This is a genomic window from Salinivibrio sp. IB643, assembly GCF_001996105.1.
GTDB lineage: Bacteria > Pseudomonadota > Gammaproteobacteria > Enterobacterales > Vibrionaceae > Salinivibrio > Salinivibrio costicola.
In genome coordinates, this window is the sequence record NZ_MUFF01000017.1 from 1 (window position 1) to 19320 (window position 19320).

The 19320-nt window shown below is 50.2% G+C and carries 15 protein-coding genes; 7 read left to right on the top strand and 8 right to left on the bottom strand.

Features of this window, described 5'->3' with window-relative positions; translation table 11 throughout:
* Positions 1–110: 110 nt before the first annotated feature.
* Positions 111–395 carry a hypothetical protein gene (locus tag BZG77_RS08950; RefSeq protein ID WP_077646986.1) on the bottom strand — a complete coding sequence of 95 codons (285 nt, stop codon included), beginning with the start codon at positions 393–395 and terminating at the stop codon, positions 111–113.
* Positions 396–730: 335 nt separating this feature from the next.
* Here BZG77_RS08950 and BZG77_RS08955 point away from each other — a divergent pair, with 335 nt between their 5' ends.
* Genes BZG77_RS08955 through BZG77_RS08965 form a run of 3 tightly spaced genes read left to right on the top strand, consistent with a single transcriptional unit; the run spans position 731 to position 5645 of the window.
* On the top strand, positions 731–1123 hold the full coding sequence (locus BZG77_RS08955) for a response regulator (RefSeq protein WP_077647023.1): 393 nt from the start codon (positions 731–733) through the stop codon (positions 1121–1123).
* Entirely contained in the window at positions 1113–2762 is a 1650-nt protein-coding gene (locus tag BZG77_RS08960; RefSeq protein ID WP_077646987.1) for a diguanylate cyclase, read from the top strand. The genes BZG77_RS08955 and BZG77_RS08960 overlap by 11 nt, the downstream gene beginning before the upstream one ends.
* 24 nt (positions 2763–2786) lie before the next feature.
* Positions 2787–5645 carry a PAS domain-containing protein gene (locus tag BZG77_RS08965; protein ID WP_077646988.1) on the top strand — a complete coding sequence of 953 codons (2859 nt, stop codon included), beginning with the start codon at positions 2787–2789 and terminating at the stop codon, positions 5643–5645.
* Positions 5646–5729: 84 nt separating this feature from the next.
* Here the strand turns inward: BZG77_RS08965 and BZG77_RS08970 are convergent, their stop codons facing one another.
* Positions 5730–5996, bottom strand: coding sequence for a GrxA family glutaredoxin (locus BZG77_RS08970; RefSeq protein ID WP_021022836.1), 267 nt, complete (start codon positions 5994–5996; stop codon positions 5730–5732).
* 249 nt (positions 5997–6245) lie between these two features.
* Here BZG77_RS08970 and nfsA point away from each other — a divergent pair, with 249 nt between their 5' ends.
* A complete protein-coding gene (gene nfsA / locus BZG77_RS08975; protein ID WP_077646989.1) occupies positions 6246–6968 on the top strand; it encodes an oxygen-insensitive NADPH nitroreductase in 723 nt (240 codons plus the stop codon).
* Between the two features lie 255 nt (positions 6969–7223).
* Positions 7224–7826, top strand: coding sequence for an acetate uptake transporter (locus tag BZG77_RS08980; protein ID WP_077460644.1), 603 nt, complete (start codon positions 7224–7226; stop codon positions 7824–7826).
* 166 nt (positions 7827–7992) lie between these two features.
* On the opposite strand, the gene BZG77_RS08985 is transcribed toward BZG77_RS08980, so the two are convergent.
* The 4 genes from BZG77_RS08985 to pabB all read right to left on the bottom strand — a co-directional run bounded on the left by BZG77_RS08985 (position 7993) and on the right by pabB (position 13274).
* Positions 7993–9354: an L-serine ammonia-lyase gene (locus BZG77_RS08985; RefSeq protein ID WP_077460643.1), complete on the bottom strand. Its 1362-nt coding sequence runs from the start codon at positions 9352–9354 to the stop codon at positions 7993–7995.
* A 225-nt stretch (positions 9355–9579) separates the two neighbouring features.
* Complete coding sequence (locus tag BZG77_RS08990) at positions 9580–10848, bottom strand: serine/threonine transporter (RefSeq protein WP_077646990.1); 1269 nt, start codon at positions 10846–10848, stop codon at positions 9580–9582.
* 203 nt (positions 10849–11051) lie between these two features.
* A complete protein-coding gene (locus BZG77_RS08995) occupies positions 11052–11879 on the bottom strand; it encodes an NUDIX hydrolase (protein ID WP_077646991.1) in 828 nt (275 codons plus the stop codon).
* Between the two features lie 9 nt (positions 11880–11888).
* On the bottom strand, positions 11889–13274 hold the full coding sequence (pabB, locus tag BZG77_RS09000) for an aminodeoxychorismate synthase component 1 (protein ID WP_077647024.1): 1386 nt from the start codon (positions 13272–13274) through the stop codon (positions 11889–11891).
* Between the two features lie 307 nt (positions 13275–13581).
* Here pabB and BZG77_RS09005 point away from each other — a divergent pair, with 307 nt between their 5' ends.
* The gene (locus tag BZG77_RS09005; RefSeq protein ID WP_077647025.1) at positions 13582–15099 is read left to right on the top strand and encodes a fumarate hydratase; all 1518 of its coding nucleotides are present in this window, start codon (positions 13582–13584) and stop codon (positions 15097–15099) included.
* A gap of 159 nt (positions 15100–15258) precedes the next feature.
* On the opposite strand, the gene BZG77_RS09010 is transcribed toward BZG77_RS09005, so the two are convergent.
* The gene (locus tag BZG77_RS09010; protein WP_021022828.1) at positions 15259–16890 is read right to left on the bottom strand and encodes an ABC transporter ATP-binding protein; all 1632 of its coding nucleotides are present in this window, start codon (positions 16888–16890) and stop codon (positions 15259–15261) included.
* A gap of 502 nt (positions 16891–17392) precedes the next feature.
* Positions 17393–18748, bottom strand: coding sequence for a dihydroorotase (locus BZG77_RS09015; RefSeq protein ID WP_077646992.1), 1356 nt, complete (start codon positions 18746–18748; stop codon positions 17393–17395).
* Between the two features lie 201 nt (positions 18749–18949).
* On the opposite strand from BZG77_RS09015, the gene hinT reads away from it, so the two are divergent.
* Positions 18950–19300: a purine nucleoside phosphoramidase gene (gene hinT, locus BZG77_RS09020; protein ID WP_077460639.1), complete on the top strand. Its 351-nt coding sequence runs from the start codon at positions 18950–18952 to the stop codon at positions 19298–19300.
* Positions 19301–19320: the final 20 nt, after the last annotated feature.

Genomic DNA, 19320 nt, shown 5'->3' on the forward strand with positions numbered 1-19320 from the left:
CTCCTGACACTGTGCACGAGAGATATAGTACACCGAGAGCAGCTCGCACTGGCGCACAAGACTGATCTGAGAGTGACCATGCTCGATCATCGCCAACCGTTGTTGMCGGCTTACTGATCGAGCTTGCGTGWCAAAAAATCGCGTTCCACCGTCAGTCGGCCAATCTCGCGATAAAGCTCGTCAGTACTGTGTTCATCGGATTGCTTGCCAGATTTTTTATTGCCTTCGAACAGGTCCGAGGCATTCTCCAGTAGCTCGCGCTTCCAAGCGCTGGCCATAGTCAGGTGGATCTGGAACCGGGCGGCGATTTCGGATGTGGTCTGGTCTCCCTTGAGCGCGGCTAGGGCGACTTTGGACTTAAATGATGCGCTGTATTGCTTACGTTTCTTGCTCATGATTCTCCTCCTTCTGGAGGTGATGATTCAGAGCTTAGGCACCTGTCCAATTTTTGGGGTCCATTTCAATATATCTTCTGTTTTAACTCAATGCTAACCCTAAAACTCGTCACCGGCTTGTATTGGCTGTTGTTGTTAATTGCGTTGTTCTCTGGGCTGGGCACCATGTTTGGAGCGCAAAAATTATCTGTCTGTCCCACCAGAAGCTGACGGTATGCACTATGCTACAAGATACAACCGACTAAAATTTAAAGACAAAACGCTAGTCAGTTGTTAGCAGTGAACGGGTCGCCGTATTTGTTGTACACCGTTAGGCGAATGAGCAAGGAATGTATATGGCTGTTTTAAATAAAGTTTTATATGTAGAGGACGATCCTGATATACTAGAAATTGCTACCCTAGCACTCGAGGGTGTGGGTGGCCTCACTCTTAAAACCTGTGAATCGGGAGAGCGGGCCTTGCAGGAAGTGGACGGATTTAAGCCGCAACTCATACTGCTTGATGTCATGATGCCAAATATGGATGGCCCAGAAACACTCACCGCTATGCGGGAACGCGGACTCGTTGATGACTCGGTGCTCATTCTTTTTATGACGGCGAAAGTTCATCCAGAAGAAGTGGCGCGCTATAAAGCGTTAGGCGTGAGTCATATTATTTCTAAACCCTTCGATCCTATGACATTAGCTGATGATGTGCGTGCGTTTTGGGACGAATTCAATGGACGATAACAAAAAGACGAATGACACCGAAAAGCGTCTTGAAAGGCTAAAGGAAGCGTACGCTAAACGGCTGACCTCGGAGTTTAAACGGCTTTACGCCATCAATGATAAGTTGTTATTAGGCCATGATGACCAGGAAACGTTAAAGGCGTTGCACTCTGGGTTGCACACCATTGCGGGCGCGGCGGGAACATTTGGTTTTGCTAGTCTCGGCGAAGCGGCCCGTCAATTTGAGCAACAGGTTGCCAAGCGCTTATCCCAAACAGAACCGCCCACCAGCCTGCCAACTGATTGGATGGAAGCGCTTGAGTCTGCGCACCATAAAGATAGCGCGTCAGCGATACAAAGTACCACAACAATCCAGCAACCGGTTATGGAGGGGGCGCCTATTATCGGCTTGGTCGAGCGCGATAATATTTTGGCGAAATACGCCCAATCCCAGTTTGCTCGTTTTGGTTTTCAGGTGTACTGGATAAAGGATGCGAACGAACTAAAACAATTGACTAAACACGCACCTGACTTACTGCTTATTGACCATCATGCTATTCAGGACGACGAGTCTGATACCGATTTAGCAGTTTTATGGAAGACCAAGTTGCAGCACTTCCAATGTCCCGTCTTTTTCATTGGTGCTGAGGAAAGTTATAAAGCTAGGCTGCAAGCATTGCGCGCGGGAGGCGCAGGTTATTATCCCAAGCCGTTGGACATGGCCAAACTTGCCTCTAAGTTTGCGCATATGCTTGGTCACATAGACGCGGAACCTGGTCGGGTTATGATGATTGATCAAGACCCAGCCCTCGTCTCGCAATGCCAATCTGTTTTAGAAGACGCAGACATGAACGTCGCGACACTGGATAAGCCAGAACGACTGTTTGAGTGTATCAGTGAGTTTAATCCTGAAATTATCCTTGTCAGTGTCTGGTTACCGCAGGTGACGGGCGCTGAATTAGTGGCCTTGCTCGCGCAGACAGAGCATTGGTCACATTTGCCGATTATTTTCCTCTCTCGCGACCCTAACGCAGATTTGCGTCGCCAATCATTGCTGCTAGACGGCGATGCCATTCTTGAGGTGCCGGTGGACACGGATCTTTTGGTGCGCCTGTGTCAAAGCAGAATACAGCGATTTCGAGTGTTTAACCGCACGCAACATCAAGACGGGCTTACCGGCTTATTGAAACACGCTAGCATCAAAGACGCGTTGCAAAAGCAATGGCAATTGGCGCAGCGTCGGTCGCAAGTATTCAGCGTGGTCATGTTGGATATTGATCACTTTAAAGGCGTGAATGACACCTATGGTCACGCTATTGGCGATCAGGTGATCGCGGCAATCGGTACGCTTTTACGTCAGCATTTTAGGAATACGGATAAGCTTGGCCGATACGGTGGAGAAGAGTTTGCGCTGGTATTGGCAGATTGTGATGCTGACCAAGCCGAGCATTTGGTTAATCAGTTACGAGAAGATTTCGGAGCGATCACGTTCAAGGCGAATGACGCCACGTTTTCTTGCACGCTTTCCGCCGGCATTGCCGACAATCAGCGCTTTCCGACAGAACCAAGTGAGTCTTTATTGGCGCTCGCGGACAAAGCTCTGTATCGCGCCAAGCATGACGGACGAAATTGTGTCGTACAAGCAATGAATGCCCCTTAATCGCTAATTCTCCGGAGCCTTGGTATGCGAACGCCACCTATCCCTGATAACGAAGCCGAGCGTCAACAGGCACTAGATGAAAACGAGCTGCTTAACAGTGGTGCCGACCCTCGCTTTGATCGCATTACTCGCTTATGCCTTGACTTGTTTTCTGTGCCTATCGCGCTGGTGTCACTGGTCGATCGGGAGCGACAATACTTTAAGTCTCGTCAGGGGGTAGATGCCTCTGAAACCCCAAGGGATATCTCTTTTTGCGGGCATGCCATTCTGGATCGTGAGCCATTAATTATTGAAAACGCGCTAGATGACTCGCGTTTTTGCGATAATCCGCTCGTCTGCGGTGCGCCAGATATTCGGTTTTATGCGGGTATGCCGATTCACAGCAGCGAGGGTTATCGACTGGGCACGCTATGCCTAATTGATAACCAACCAAGGCAGTTTAGTGAAGAAAACGTGGCACAACTAAAGAACCTTGCTGGCATGGTGGAGGATCTGATTTGGACCGATACCTATCAGCGACGTGAGTCAACGGCGTTGCAGCAACAACTGCAGGCTAGCCACGATGAAATGACGTCGCTGGTTAACAACATACCAGGCATCACGTTTCGTTGTTTGCCAGATAAAAGCTGGACGATGCTTTATATCAGTAACCAAGTCGACACCATCAGTGGCTATACCGCCGAGGACTTGATAAATAATAAACGTGTTGATTATGCGGATCTGGTTCATCCTGATGATGTTGCATTGGTTGATGAAGCTGTTACTAACGCGATGGCCAACGATGAAGAATGGCATATTGAGTACCGTGTTCGGCATCGTACACTGGGTTATCGTTGGGTCGAGGAACGCGGTAAATGTATAGACACAGATCCTAGGCATCCACAGGTGCTTGAGGGGTTTATTATCGATATTACTCGAGAGCGCAATGCCCTGACGCAGCTGGAGCGGCATCATCAGGCGTTAGCGGTGCTGACTGACATTGCCTTTTCCAGTTATGGGGGCCTGGATGAGAGAATCAATCATGCCTTGCAAGAGGCCAAGCACTACTTGAGGGCTGAACTGGCCATTGTCAGTGAAATAAAAGGCGAGGTGTATACGGTTAACTGGATAGCTGGGCCGCCAGACACAACGATTGTTGCAGGGCAGCAGTTTGCATTAGAAGATACCTGGTGTCAGTTTTTGATGGCAGAGACCCCCAGCAGCACCACTCAAGAACAGTTTATTGCCGATACCGATCGCCCTGAGTTTCAGCAACACTCGTGTTATAAAACTGCACCATTAGGCAGCTATGCTGGCGTTGTCATCAATGTCTATGACCGCCCTTGGGGCACATTGAACGTGTCGTCCTCTTCTGCGCGCCCGGAAGATTATAACGATGGTGAAAAGCTGTTTCTACGCCTCCTCGGCAACTGGTTATCCGATGTATTGACCCAGAATTTGAGCCAGCAGCGGCTGACCAAATTAGCAGCATTATTGCCGGGAACGCTTTATCAATTCCGTCGTTTTCCCGATGGGCGTATGGTTTTTCCTTATAGTTCCCCTCAAATAGAGACGTTGTACGGCATCACACCAGAACAGGCTGCAGAAGATGCCATTCCTGCGTTTGAGCGCATCCATCCTGGCGATATTGAGACCGTGAGTCGATCCATCGAGCATTCGGCGAATACGTTAGAACACTGGCAATCTACCTATCAGGTCAACTGTCCGGGCAAGGGGTATCGTTGGATATCTGGCGAGGCGACGCCGGAGAAAATGATCGACGGTAGTACACTGTGGCACGGTTATTTGCAAGATGTTCACGAACAGCATCAGGCGCGTTTAGCTTTGGAGCAGAGCGAGGCGAGGTTGCGTAGCTTGTTTGACTTTTCCCCTATCGGGATCGCTTTGAACGATTTGGCCACCGGACAGTTTCTTGATCTCAATGATGCTTTGGTTGCACCCACGGGTTACACCCGCGAAGAATTCGTTTCCCTCAGTTATTGGGATGTCACGCCTAAAGAATATGAGCCAGAGGAGCAAAAAGCGCTGGCAAGTATGCAAAGTACGGGTCGTTATGGGCCGTTTGAAAAAGAGTACATCCGCAAAGATGGCAGTCGTTATCCGGTCCGTTTGCAAGGCATGCTGAGCACAGAGTTGGACGGAAGAAAGGTGATCTGGTCCCTTGTCGAAGACATTACTGAGCGTAAAAAACTCGACAAAATGAAAGATGAATTTATTGCCACCGTCAGCCATGAACTGCGCACACCCTTAACGTCGATCAAAGGCGCGTTAGGATTATTGAATGGCGGCGCAACTGGGGAATTACCACCAAAGGCTAACAAGTTGCTGCATACTGCCGAGCGTAACGCAACACGTTTAACCTTGCTGATAAACGACTTGTTAGATATGGAAAAGCTCGTGGCAGGAAAAATGCCAATTCAGAAACAAAAGCAAGACCTTGGCTCGCTATTGGATGACGCGATAGAGTCTGTTAAATCCTACCAGCATCAAACTCAGACACAAATACGCCCTCCAAATAACTGGCCGGCTGTGACGGTCAATGTTGATGGACCAAGATTGATTCAAGCACTGACCAATCTTTTATCTAATGCGATCAAATTCTCACCAGAAGGTGAGTGGGTAGACGTTTCGGTAATTGTTGATAAAACGCTGGTTGAAATTGCTATTAGAGATCGTGGACCTGGGGTTGAGCTGGCGTTTCAGGATCGACTGTTTCAACGTTTTAGTCAGGCTGACAGCGGTGATAATCGCAAGGTTGCTGGTACAGGTCTGGGACTAGCGATTACGCGGGAGATATGTCAGCAAATGGACGGTGATGTGGGGTACCGCGATGCTGAGGGCGGTGGAGCGTTGTTTTTTATTCAGTTGCAGGTTGCGCAATGAGTGTAGTTGCACCTCGATATATCAATGACCGCCAAAAACAAAAAAACCAGCCAAGAGGCTGGTTTTTATCGATGGTTCAACCGATTAGTCTTGGAACAGGCCGAGGTTTTCTTTGGCGTAGGCTTCGAATTCGGTAAAGCCGCCAACGTGCGCTTGATCAACGAAAATCTGTGGCACGGTTTCAACCGGTTTGCCGACGGTTTTTTCCAAATCCGCTTTGCTGATGCCTTCTGCGTGAATATCGACATAACGGTAGTTAAAGTCATCACGGTTGGTTTTAAGATCTTCCGCTAGGTCTTTGGCGCGAACACAAAAAGGGCACCCTGGGCGACCGAAAATTACGACGAACATATTCATCTCCTTTGGCATTAATGTTGTTACTATGCCTGATAGGCGATGGAGAGAAAAGACGAATTTCCCTTTTGCACCGATAGGCAAAACCGATTGCTGTGAACGTCTATACCGAATCGCACGACCGGCGGGAGATCACGGGTAATATGGCCGCAGAGCGTCGCTATTGTGTTGATTGCGCGTCAGCCCATAAAGGTGTACAACCAGCTCATCCCTCTTGTACGGCTCAACGTCTAATAAGGAAACATAATGAACCCAACGATTGAGACATTACTTTCTCACCGCTCTATTCGCAAATTTAGCCAAGCCCCCATTTCGTCAGAGCAACTGAGCCAGATTATTGATGCCGCGCGCTCGGCGTCGAGCTCAAGCTTTTTACAATGCACCAGTATTATTCGTGTGACCGATAGCGACAAACGACGTTTACTGGCGGAATACGCGGGCAACCAAGCGTATGTAGCCGACTGTGCCGAGTTTTTAGTGTGGTGTGCGGACTTTCATCGCCATGAACAAATTAACCCTAACGCCAAGTTAGGCTTTACCGAGCAGACGCTGATCGGTGCGATTGATGGTGCCATTATGGCGCAAAATGCGATGGTGGCCGCGGAGTCGATGGGCCTAGGCGGCGTGTATATCGGCGGCTTGCGCAACCAGCCGGAAAAGGTGGCCGAGTTGTTGGCGATGCCGAATCACGTGATGCCTTTGTTTGGTATGTGCTTGGGTGTGCCGGCGCAAGACCCCGAAACCAAGCCTAAATTACCCGCACAGCTTTTGGTGCACGAAAACAGCTATCAAGCCATTGATGAGGCGGCGCTAAGCGACTATGACAACCAAGTGCGTGAGTATTATCAAACCCGCACGGGCGGCAATAAAGACATGAGCTGGAGCGAACAAGTGTCTGCCACATTGGAAAAAGAAGCGCGTCCGTTTATGAAAGAATTTCTGCATAGTAAAGGCTTTAGTACCCGCTAACGCGCTATGCTTGAACAATTGAGTAAAAAAGCAGCATTTTGCTGCTTTTTTATTATCAACAAACCGGAATTGCCCAGTTTTATTGGCTATTTTGGCTCTCTTGTTTATGAAAGCAACGCTAAGCGCTAAAAGTTATTTACATCTAATCTGTAACCCGTAATATTGCCGCGTTTTTGCGCGTGATGATCACTTTTATCCGTGGTTTTTGGCGCTTATTTTGAGTATTGATAGGTTTTTTTAATAAGTAGGGCACTGATGGAAAACAAACTGGCAAATCCTGCCCCTTTAGGGCTGATGGGTTTTGGAATGACCACGGTATTATTGAACATTCATAATGCAGGGTTTTTTCCGATTGATAGCATGATTTTGGCGATGGGGCTGTTTTATGGCGGCTTAGCGCAGGTGATTGTGGGGATCATGGAATTCAAAAAAGGCAATACGTTTGGAACAACCGCGTTTACCTCTTATGGTTTGTTCTGGTTGACGCTTGTTGGCCTGATTGTGATGCCAAAAATGGGTCTAGCTGACGCAAGCCCTGCTGCCTTTATGGGTTGGTATTTGGTGTTGTGGGGTGTGTTCACTGGATTTATGTTTATTGGTTCATTGCGCTATTGCCGTGCTAAACAGTTTGTATTTGGTAGCCTGACTATCCTGTTTTTCTTGCTCGCGGCGCGTGATTTTACCGGCAGTACACTCATTGGCACCATTGCCGGATTTGAAGGGATTGTGTGTGGTTTAAGCGCGATGTATTTTGCGATGGCGCAGGTGCTTAACGAGGAATATGGCCGTACCGTACTTCCGGTTGGTGAGCTAACACGTGATGCGAAAAAACCTGCAATGGCCACCCACGCGGCTTAAATCATACCTGTGAGGGCAGTGGAAAACACACTGTCTGTTTGCGCGGTGTAAACGCAGATAAAAAGGCCCGGTGACGTGATGTCCCGGGCCTTTTTGATGGTTTTAGTCAGCAATATAACGCGTTACTTTTCGATAGCGTATGGCTACCTGGCGTGATTCTCTGAGATTAGCACATCACGGTGACAGCTAGGCCACCTTGTGATGTTTCACGGTATTTGGCGTTCATGTCTTTACCGGTTTCCATCATGGTTTCGATCACTTTATCTAACGACACCCGTGGCTCGGAAGAACGTTGTAGTGCCATGCGTGATGCATTGATCGCCTTCACCGCCGCAATGCCGTTACGCTCAATACACGGCACTTGCACCTGTCCAGCGACCGGATCGCAGGTAAGGCCTAAGTTGTGCTCCATTGCGATTTCAGCTGCCATACATACCTGGTGCGGATTACCGCCCATAAGTTCAGCCAAACCGGCGGCGGCCATTGAACACGCGACCCCGACTTCACCTTGGCAACCCACTTCTGCCCCAGAAATAGACGCGTTTTGTTTATATAAGCCGCCAATCGCACCGGATGCAGCAAAGTAGCGGGTATAGGTTTGCTTATCGACCGGCTCAATAAATTTATCGTAGTAGGCGAGGACGGCAGGAATAATTCCGCATGCCCCATTCGTTGGCGCGGTTACAACACGGCCACCGGCGGCGTTTTCTTCGTTCACCGCAAAGGCAAACATATTGACCCAGTCCACCACCGACATCGGATCGATGTTGTATTTTTCGGTGGTTTTGAGCTGGTGATGCAACGCAGCGGCTCGACGAGGTACACGCAATGGACCCGGCAATACGCCTTCGTTTTCCATACCACGGTACATACACGCTTGCATGGTTTTCCAGATATTGGCGAAATAGGTGTCAATTTCTGCTTGGCTATGCATGCTACGCATGTTGGCCATCACTAAGCCGCTGATAGAAAAACCGGTTTCTTGCGTCAGTGCGAGCAAGCCGTCTGCGCTATTAAAGTCGTAAGGGACTTGCACCGCTTGCATGGCAGGTTGACCAAATTCGGCTTCTTCAACAATAAAGCCGCCACCAATGGAGTAGTAGGTTTTGCTCAGCACGCAATCATCGCCTTGCCAAGCATGAATACGCATGCCGTTTTCATGCAAGGAGAGGTTGGTTTGGTGAAAGTTCATGCCGCCATCACGCAAAAAGGTGACGACATGCTGCTGTTCGCCCAACGGCAATTGCTCTGTGTCTTCGACACGTTTAACAAAGCTAGGGATCGCGTCGATATCAACGGTTTCAGGGCTGTTGCCTGCGAGGCCCATAATGATCGCGATGTCGGTGTGGTGGCCTTTGCCTGTTAAAGACAAAGAGCCATAAACGTCAACCGTCACGCGGTCGACGTCGGTCAGGCGTTGGTTAGCAATAAGCGCATCAACAAAACACTGGCCGGCTTTCATTGGGCCAACAGTATGCGAGCTGGACGGGCCAACGCCAATCTTGAAAATGTCAAAAACACTGATCATGTGTTTACCTCAGTCAATGCCCTAAGGGCAATGGATTTAGTGTTTACGCCATCCGTCCATGGTATTGACTGTGCTGGCAATGCCGGTGGCTTGCCATAATGAAAGGAGCAGCGTTCACTGCTCCTGGTTATCCCGCAAACATCGATGAATGCGGCTGGGATTAATGCCCCAGTAACAGCAGTCCTATAGCACCTGCTGCGCGCGCTGATTAACGGTCATGGTTAATTAAAAAAGCATGCCGTACATAATCGCTGAAATCGCGACCAAGCCCATGATAAGAACAAAGGCGTTAGTGATTGTACCTGAATACTTCTGCATTGCTGGCACGTTTTTCACGGCATACATTGGCATAATAAACAGGATGGTGGCAATGATAGGGCCGCCAAGTGATTCAATCATCCCCAAAATACTTGGGTTTAGGGTCGCCACCAACCAAATGGTGAGGATCATAAAGACCACGGTAAACACGTCAATTTTCTTGCGGTTGATCGGTTTACCTGCACTACGCAGGGTTTTCACGACTATGCCATTCAGACCTTCACGTGCGCCCAAATAATGGCCGAAGAATGAAGACACAATCGCGACAAAGGCAACCAATGGGCCCAAGAAGGAAATAAATGGGCTCTCATGCTTGTTGGCAAGGTAAGACAAAATCGCAATGTTCTCTGCTTTGGCCGCTTCCAGGTCCGCTGGTGTCAGCGACAGGACGCAAGAGAACACAAACAACATCACAAAGCCAACCAGCATCGCTGCTGCGCGCATTAGAATTTGGCCAGACTTTTGTTCTGCATCATCACCATGATCGCGACGTTGGGCCAATGAGAAAGATGAAATCGCGGGGCTGTGGTTAAACGCAAATACCAGCACCGGAATCGAGATCCAAAGAGTGATAGCAAAATCGCCGGCTGAAGGCACTTGCGACAGGGCGGCGGTGTTCCACTCTGGGATAAGATAGAGCGACATAAATACTAAGATGGCAACCAGCGGATAAACCAAGAACTGGGTGACACGCAACATCATTTTCTCGCCCAGAAGCATGATAGCCATCATTCCCAAAATCAGGGCCAGTGACRAAATTGCCCGCGGTGGTGATGCCATACCAAGCTGGTTAACCAAGAAGGAATCAACGGTGTTGGTGATGCCGACACCGTAGATAAGAACAATCGGGTAAATCGCGAAAAAGTACAACAGGGTGATGATTTTACCCGCGCCGACGCCAAAGTGCTCTTCAACTACCTCGGTGATATCGCTGCCTGCGTTTTTGGACGAGAGCACAAAACGAGACAAACCACGGTGAGCAAAAAAGGTCATCGGGCCAACTAATAAGGTCATCACAACCAATGGCCAAAAACCGCTCATCCCTGCATTGATGGGAAGAAAGAGGATGCCGGCTCCAACAGCGGTGCCAAAAAGGGAAAGCGCCCAGGTTGTGTCTTGTTTGGTCCAGCGCGGGCGCGTGGTTGCGCGGGTACCAGTCGTCGAGGTYGTTTGCATAACAATACTACTCACATTGTAGGGAACAGGAATCAGGGAAGGCGAATTCTGGCGATTTCCACGCAGAAAACCAAGCGCTAGATCGCGATATGAAAAGGGTCGCCCGGACTATTGCACCAAAATGTGACAACTATCAATAATAAAAGCGCTTTAGTGCGATTAAGTAGGCAGGTTTGTACGGTTTTGTGTTGGATAAATATGCATCAAATTGCGCCAAAGTCCATAGTGTTGGTAGGGTTTATGGTGCGATTGACCGGAAAGTGAAACAGCGTGAGTTGACTGATCAACGCGCGTAACAGCTGGGCAGTGGCTCCCCAAACAAGATGATCGTGATGATAAAACGCACTCACAGGGTGCCATTGTCCGTCGATTAAAAATGCTTGTTCTCGGATGTGGCCGGGATAACACAAGGTATCTAAGGGCACTTCAAAGCAGGCGGCCACTTCATTGGGATCCAGACAAGGCTGATAATCGGGATCCACCCAGGCAAGCACCGGATGAATATAATAGCCCGTCACCGTGGGCAAGGGACACAAGTGGCCAATGACAGCGTCGCGCGTGACGCGAATACCGGTTTCTTCCCACATTTCACGGGTGGCGGTGGCAATATTATCGTGATCGATAGACTCGCATTTTCCGCCCGGGAAGCTCACTTGTCCCGGGTGATGTTTAAGGTGACTGGCGCGTTGGGTTAACACCAAATGAATGCCTGACGGCCTAGGCACCAGCCCGATCAATACTGCGGCGGGTTGAAAATCCGCTCCACCGAGGATGCGCGGAGATAGCCGCACGCGATTGAGAATACGGCTGTCGTGGCGCGCTAAAGGGGTGAGTGAAAATGCACGGACCACGTCGGTCGGTGATAGTCGCGTGGCCGCACCGTGATCAGCGAGGAAACACTCTCCTTCGTAGCGCGGCCAAAACCCAGGGCAAGGCCCATCCCCACACCCAGGCACTGTCTGTATTGTATTGCCCAGGGGGGAGACATTTAGGGGTGAGAAATACGCCTTGTCAGCGGTGAGTAACTGCATCCACTCTCCTTAATTCTGAATAGGTGTGCTCAATGCCTCATCTTCTGCCAGTACGGGTAAAATTCGGCTCACTTTATCGAGCGTCTCCTGATATTCGGCATCGGCTTGGCTGTCAGCAACCAACCCACCACCTGCCCAAACATGAAGTTGTCCTTGATGACCAACCAACGTGCGAATGGTAATGCTGGTATCCATTCGTCCACAGCGGCTGATATAGGCAAAGCTGCCACAATAAACATGACGACGATGGGGCTCGAGTTCTTCAATGATTTCCATTGCCCGCACCTTTGGTGCCCCGGTAATTGACCCGCCAGGAAACGCGGCGCGCAGCAAATCGAGTGCTGTCTTGTCGTCGGGTAAGCGTCCAGTCACTGTACTGACCATGTGGTGGACAGCAGGAAAACTTTCTATATCAAAGAGTTTAGGCACAGATACGGAACCTGGCGAGGCAATGCGACCAATATCATTGCGTAATAAGTCTACAATCATCAAATTTTCGGCGCGATCTTTTTCAGCCGACTTCAATGCTTGGGCGCGTTGTGCGTCTTTTTGTGGATCGGGATCGCGCGGGCGTGTGCCTTTAATGGGTTTGGTTTCTATCTGTTTGTCGTGCACCGATAAAAAGCGCTCAGGCGAGACCGACAACAGGGCGCTGTCTTGCAGGCGAATAAAGCCCGAAAACGGCGCGCCGTTGTGCGCGGCCAATTTGCGATACGCGTGCCACTCGTCGCCCTGATAGGGCGCGGAAAAGCGTTGAGCGAGATTGATTTGATAGCAATCGCCCGCGTGTAAATACGCTTGGACGGTGTCGAACTTTTCGCCGTATTGTTGCGCGGTCATGTTGGCCTGCCAAGGCCCAGTGAGTGCGAAGGGAATCGACGAAGCTGGCGCGTGTTGCTCGGTTAGCCACTGCCATCGTTGTTGGCTATTGGGTGCAATCACCACCGCTTGGCGCTGATGATGATCGATCACCACCGCCCAGTCATAGAGCCCGACCGCCATATCCGGCACCTCGAGCTCGTCTTTCGCCAATGCCGGTAGCACTTCCACCCATCGACCGAGATCATAGCCAAAGTACCCCAAGGCGCCACCAATAAATGGCCAAGGCGCTATCGGATCCGCGGTGGGTAAAAGCTTGGCCTGAAGATCGGCCACCCAGTGAAAAGGGTCTTGCGTGTGGGTGGTGGTTGTGCCATCTGCGTAACAGGTTGTCACCTGGTTATAACGCGCAGTAATGGTGGCAACCGGATCGGCGACCAAGATATCGAAACGACTGTCTGGGTGGGTTCGCGTGGCCGAGTGGAGCAGCATCGCCCAGGGCTGGTGGGCAATCCGATCAAAGAGGGTCACCGCAAGATCCGGCGTATAATCGATGGGCGTCGTTGTCAGTGTCATGGCATTTTGTCGCTGCATTGTTCTTTTTGTGATCACGGTTGAAGCGCTGTGTGGCGCGCGAATAGCGCTAAGCGTATCATAGCTAGGCCTTTTCCGGCATGGGCCAACAAAAATAACCAAGCAACGCTGTTGCCATTATCAACTTCTATAATTCGATGAGGCAACTTGGCTATATGCGATTTACATCTAGCGTCAACTGGCAATCGAGCGCTATTCGAAAATTGATCGCCAACCGATAATAACGAGGGGAGAGCTCCCCCACACTGGATACCCGCTTTGGGTCCTGCAAATGACACCAGAGGCAATGATGACCACAATTAAACAGCAAGACGTGATCGAAAGTGTTGCAGATGCCCTGCAATATATCTCTTACTACCATCCCCTTGATTTTGTACAAGCCCTTGAAAAAGCGTACAACAAGGAACAAAGCCAGGCGGCAAAAGACGCCATTGCGCAAATTCTGATTAACTCCCGCATGTCGGCGGAAGGTAAGCGTCCTATTTGCCAAGATACAGGTATTGTCACCTGCTTTGTCAAAGTGGGCATGGCGGTGCAGTGGGATCGTCATGATATGACGGTGCAAGAAATGGTCGATGAAGGGGTACGACGTGCCTACACCAACCCTGACAATCCGCTACGTGCCTCCGTGGTTGCCGATCCGGCCGGTAAACGCCAAAACACCCGCGATAATAGCCCTGCGGTGGTGCACATTGATATGGTGCCGGGCGATGCGGTGGATATTCAAATTGCAGCCAAAGGCGGTGGTTCGGAAAACAAAACTAAGATGGTGATGTTGAATCCATCTGACGATGTGGCTGAGTGGGTTGAGAAAACATTGCCGACCATGGGCGCGGGTTGGTGCCCACCGGGTATGTTAGGTATTGGAATTGGTGGCACGGCCGAGAAAGCCGCCGTATTGGCTAAAGAATCGCTCATGGAGCACATTGATATTCAAGCACTTATCGACCGTGGTCCAAGCAATGCGGATGAAGCACTGCGGTTAGATATTTTTGATCGGGTGAACAAGCTGGGTATCGGTGCTCAAGGCTTGGGCGGCCTGACCACGGTAGTGGATGTGAAAGTAAAAACCGCGCCCACCCATGCCGCTTCTAAGCCGGTATGCTTGATCCCGAACTGTGCCGCCACACGCCATGTTCACTTTACGCTTGATGGCTCAGGCCCAGCCGAATTGGCACCACCAAAACTGGACGACTGGCCACAGGTCACCTGGGAAGTGGGGGATAACGTCCGCCGTGTTAACTTAGATACCGTGACCAAAGAAGACGTGCAGAGCTGGAAAACCGGCGAAACTGTGTTGTTATCAGGTAAGATCTTGACCGGCCGCGACGCCGCACATAAACGCTTGCAAGAAATGCTGCGCAATGGCGAAGGCCTTCCCGAGGGGGTCGACTTTAACGGCCGCTTTATTTATTACGTTGGCCCTGTCGATGCGGTAGGGGATGAGGTAGTCGGTCCAGCAGGCCCAACCACCTCAACACGCATGGACAAATTTACCGATATGATGCTGGCAGAAACCGGACTCACCGGCATGATCGGTAAGGCTGAGCGCGGTCCTGCGGCGGTGGAATCGATTAAAAACCACCAAGCGGTGTACCTCATGGCGGTCGGCGGTGCCGCGTACTTGGTATCAAAAGCGATCAAAAAAGCGCGCGTAGTCGCGTTTGAAGATCTCGGTATGGAGGCCATTTACGAATTTGAGGTGGAAGACATGCCCGTGACCGTAGCGGTTGATGCGCAAGGGCAAAACGCGCACCAGATTGGCCCGGATACCTGGAAGGTGAAGATAGCTGAAATGGATGATTAATCCGTCAATTAGACCTGTTCGGCTTAACGCCAGTTTGCGTTAATGAGAAGGCGTTGAGTCGGGCAGAGCCTAAGCGGATAGATGTCATAAAAAATGCGCCAATTTGGCGCATTTTTTGTCTACCGAACGATGTTGCCCGTTTGGACATCACTGCGTGGGCTAAGCCACTTCCTCTTCTTCCAGATCGAACGACGCGGCAATCAGGTTACGCGTGTATTCGTGTTGCGGGTGATGGAAGATTTCTTCTGGTGTGCCTGCCTCCATGACTTTGCCGTTTTGCATGACCATGACGCGGTCTGATAGCGCACGAACTACACTCAAGTCATGGCTGATAAACAGATAGCCAATATTGTGACGCTGTTGAATGTCTTTCAACAAATCAATCACGGTCAACTGCACTGAACGGTCCAATGCAGAGGTTGGTTCGTCGAGTAAGATAAACGCAGGATTCAAGATCAAGGCGCGTGCAATCGCAATTCGCTGACGCTGACCGCCAGAGAACTCGTGCGGATAACGGTTAATCGCGGAACTATCGAGACGTACTTCATAAAGGGCATCTTTTACCCGATCGAGACGCTCTTTTTTGTCGAGCTCTGGAAAGTGAGTGCGCAAGCCCTCAGCCACAATTTCACCGACCGTCATGCGGGGTGACAGTGAGCCAAATGGGTCTTGGAACACCATCTGCATATCGCGGCATAGCGCTTTATTCTCACTGTTTTTTATTTCGTGGATATCGTGACCTCGAAAACAGACTCGGCCTTCGGCAACGGGCAACAAGCGCATAATTGCGCGGCCCAGGGTCGATTTACCCGATCCAGACTCGCCCACGATACCTAAGGTCTCCCCACGGCGTAGCGATAAGCTAATGTCGCTCACCGCTTCAAAATAGCGTTTGTTGCCGCCAAAGAAGTCAGCACCAAGGAAATACTTGATGGTGACATTATCCACGGTTAGCAAGTTTTCTGAATCCTCGTTGACAGCCGCTTTGCGACCACGCGGTACCGCGTCAATCAGCATTTTGGTGTAATCTTCTTGCGGATTATCGAACAAGGCTTTGGTGTCGTTGGTTTCAACCACTTCACCTTTACACATCACCACAACGCGGTCGGCTAAGTGTTTCACCACGGCCAAGTCATGGGAGATAAACATGATCGCCATGCCCATCTTTTGCTGTAGTTCGCCAATCAAGTTCAATACTTCGGCTTGTACCGTTACATCCAGGGCCGTTGTTGGCTCATCGGCGATCAGCAAGTCAGGCTCATTCACTAGGGCCATAGCAATCATGATGCGTTGCAATTGGCCGCCTGAAAACTCATGCGGGTATTTTTGCAATGCGCTAGTGGGGTTAGGAAGGTGGACTAAATTAAGGAGATCGATAATCCGCTGCTTGGCCTTGTCTGACGTGGTGCGGTGGTGACACTGAATGGCTTCGGTTAACTGCTCGCCAACGCGCATATACGGGTTCAGTGAAGTCATTGGCTCTTGGAAAATCATCGCGACACGATCACCGCGCATTTTCTGAATTTGCTTGGTCGACAAGGTCAGAACATTGGTATCGTTAAAGCTTACTTGCGATTCAGGTTTTACCACAGCGTTATTGGGCAGCAGGCCCATCACGGCACTGCTAGAGACCGATTTACCCGATCCTGATTCGCCAACGACAGCCACGGTTTCACCGGGCATGATGTCAAAGCTTACGTTTTTAACGGCATCGACCATACCGTCGTTGGTAGTAAATGACACGCTCAAGTTTTTGACACTGAGCAGTGGCTTAGAAGCAGATGAAGACATCATCACCTCACTGGTTGATTATTCGACGTCCCGAGCTTGCCGGTGCCTTCTGCACGACAATAACGTGCATGATATGGACTGCGGCGATGGCTCGATGATTTGGGTTACGCCTGCTGGATTACCGAGCAAACGTGAGTCATTCATGTGGGGTCATCATTGCTTGCGATGGCTTTGCAATGTACGCCCTGATGCGGATATCAGCCAGCTGGTGCCTTTGAACGGCTTACGCCAGTGGAAGAGGTAGGATACGAGTGTCGCGATAACCGAAAGACGCTTAAGGTTACCTCTCCTTGCGAACACAGCTTTTCAACATCATCCGGTGTTGAAACCAAGCAGCGTGAATATCCATATATCAACAACACAATAAACGATTCGGATATAAAAGCAAATCGTTATTATAAGCAAGGTTTGTGATGTGAGAGTTTGACCGCGCAGGCAAAAAGAAAAGCGCGCGACGGATTCGTTTTGGTGTCGCGCGCGTATCGATTACGGGTTACGTCGTTTAGCTGCGGTCGAACGCTAGACGCGTGGAGTAGCGCTTCTCACTGTGCTGACCGTGCTCAAACGCGACTTCGCCATTAACGAGAGTCATCTCAATGCTTGACCCAAAGGTGTGGCCGTCAAACGGTGACCACTGGCACTGATAAAAGAGATTTTCTTGGCTGACTGTCTGAGTTTGGTTCAGATCCACCAGTACTAAGTCGGCCCAGTAGCCTTCACGAACGAAACCGCGCTCTTTCACCTGATAGCGAACAGCCGGCGCATGAGCCACTTTTTGTACCACCAACGGCAAATCAAAAATCCCGCGATGATAAAATTCTAACGCCACTTGTAAGGCATGTTGCACTAAGGGTAGGCCGGCTGGGGCGTTAAAGTAGGTATTTTGCTTCTCTTCAAAGGTGTGCGGCGCATGATCGGTGGCAATCACATCGATAACCCCGTCTTTCACCGCTTGAATGAGCGCTTGCTGGTGGTGCGCCTCTTTGATCGCAGGATTACATTTGATCAGTGTCCCTTTGCTGTCGTAGTCGTCGCGATTAAAAAACAGGTGATGAACGCAGGCTTCGGCAGTGATTTGCTTTTGCTGCAAGGCTTCTAGGGTTTTAGCAGGCTCAAACTGGTACAGCTCGTCTTCGGTCGTCAGATGCAATACATGCAAGCGTGTCCCGTGTTTTTTGGCTAAGTTAACCGCCAGTTGCGACGATTTTAAGCACGCTTCTTTGGAACGAATATGGGCGTGCGCATCAATGGGGACGTCGTCGCCATATTTTTCCCGATATATGCCTTCCAGTTCATTGATCATTGGCGTGTCTTCGCAATGGGTTGCGATCAGCGTTGGGCAGTCGGCAAAAATTGCGTTCAGTGTTTCAGGATCGTTGACCAACATGTTCCCGGTTGACGCGCCCATAAATACCTTCACGCCACACGCAGCGTTGGGATCAAGACGACGGATCTCATCGATATTGTCGTTAGTAGCGCCAAGATAAAAGGCGTAATTGGCATGACTGGATTGTGATGCGCGTTGATACTTTTCTTCCAGTGCCTCTAGCGTAGTGGTCGGCGGGTTAACGTTGGGCATTTCCATGTAGGTGGTGATGCCGCCGGCAACCGCGGCTTTCGATTCAGTGGCAATAGTGCCTTTTTTCGGGAAGCCAGGCTCACGAAAGTGAACTTGGTCATCAATCATTCCAGGTAATAGGTGTTTGCCGGTTGCATCAATCACGCGACAATCGGCGGCCGCAGGGGCACTGATGTCGCGAGCAATCTGGCTAATGCGGCCATTTTCGATCAGTACATCGGTCTCAACAACGTGTCCTTCGTTGACGACAGAAGCGTTTTTGAAAAGCAGGGTGGTCATGGTGTGATCCTTACATGTCAATGCATCGGTGCTATGGTAACGCAATCGATTACTTGATTCAGCCCCTGTTTTTACCGGGGATTGACGGATATTTCACCGCGCATTGACCGAATTGTTGCACATTCGTACCGTTAGCATATTGCCCTTCATTGGGGGCTGCCGCATACTTGGCCGACACACAATCATAAAAGGGAATCGACCATGGCGGAAGAAACTATTTTCAGCAAAATCATTCGCAAAGAAATCCCCGCGGATGTTGTCTATCAGGATGAACTTGTTACTGCCTTCCGTGATATTAATCCGCGCGCGCCGGTTCATGTGCTTATTGTACCCAACAAATTGATCCCAACGACCAATGATGTGGAGCCAGATGATGAGCTCGCGCTCGGGCGTATGATTACCGTGGCCAAGAAAATTGCAGCGGACGAAGGGGTTGCCGAAAACGGCTATCGTTTGATCATGAACTGTAATCAACATGGTGGCCAAGAGGTCTATCATATCCACATGCATTTAGTGGGTGGGCGAGCGCTTGGGCCCATGGTGGTGGGTTAACCCATTAAATATGAATGAAA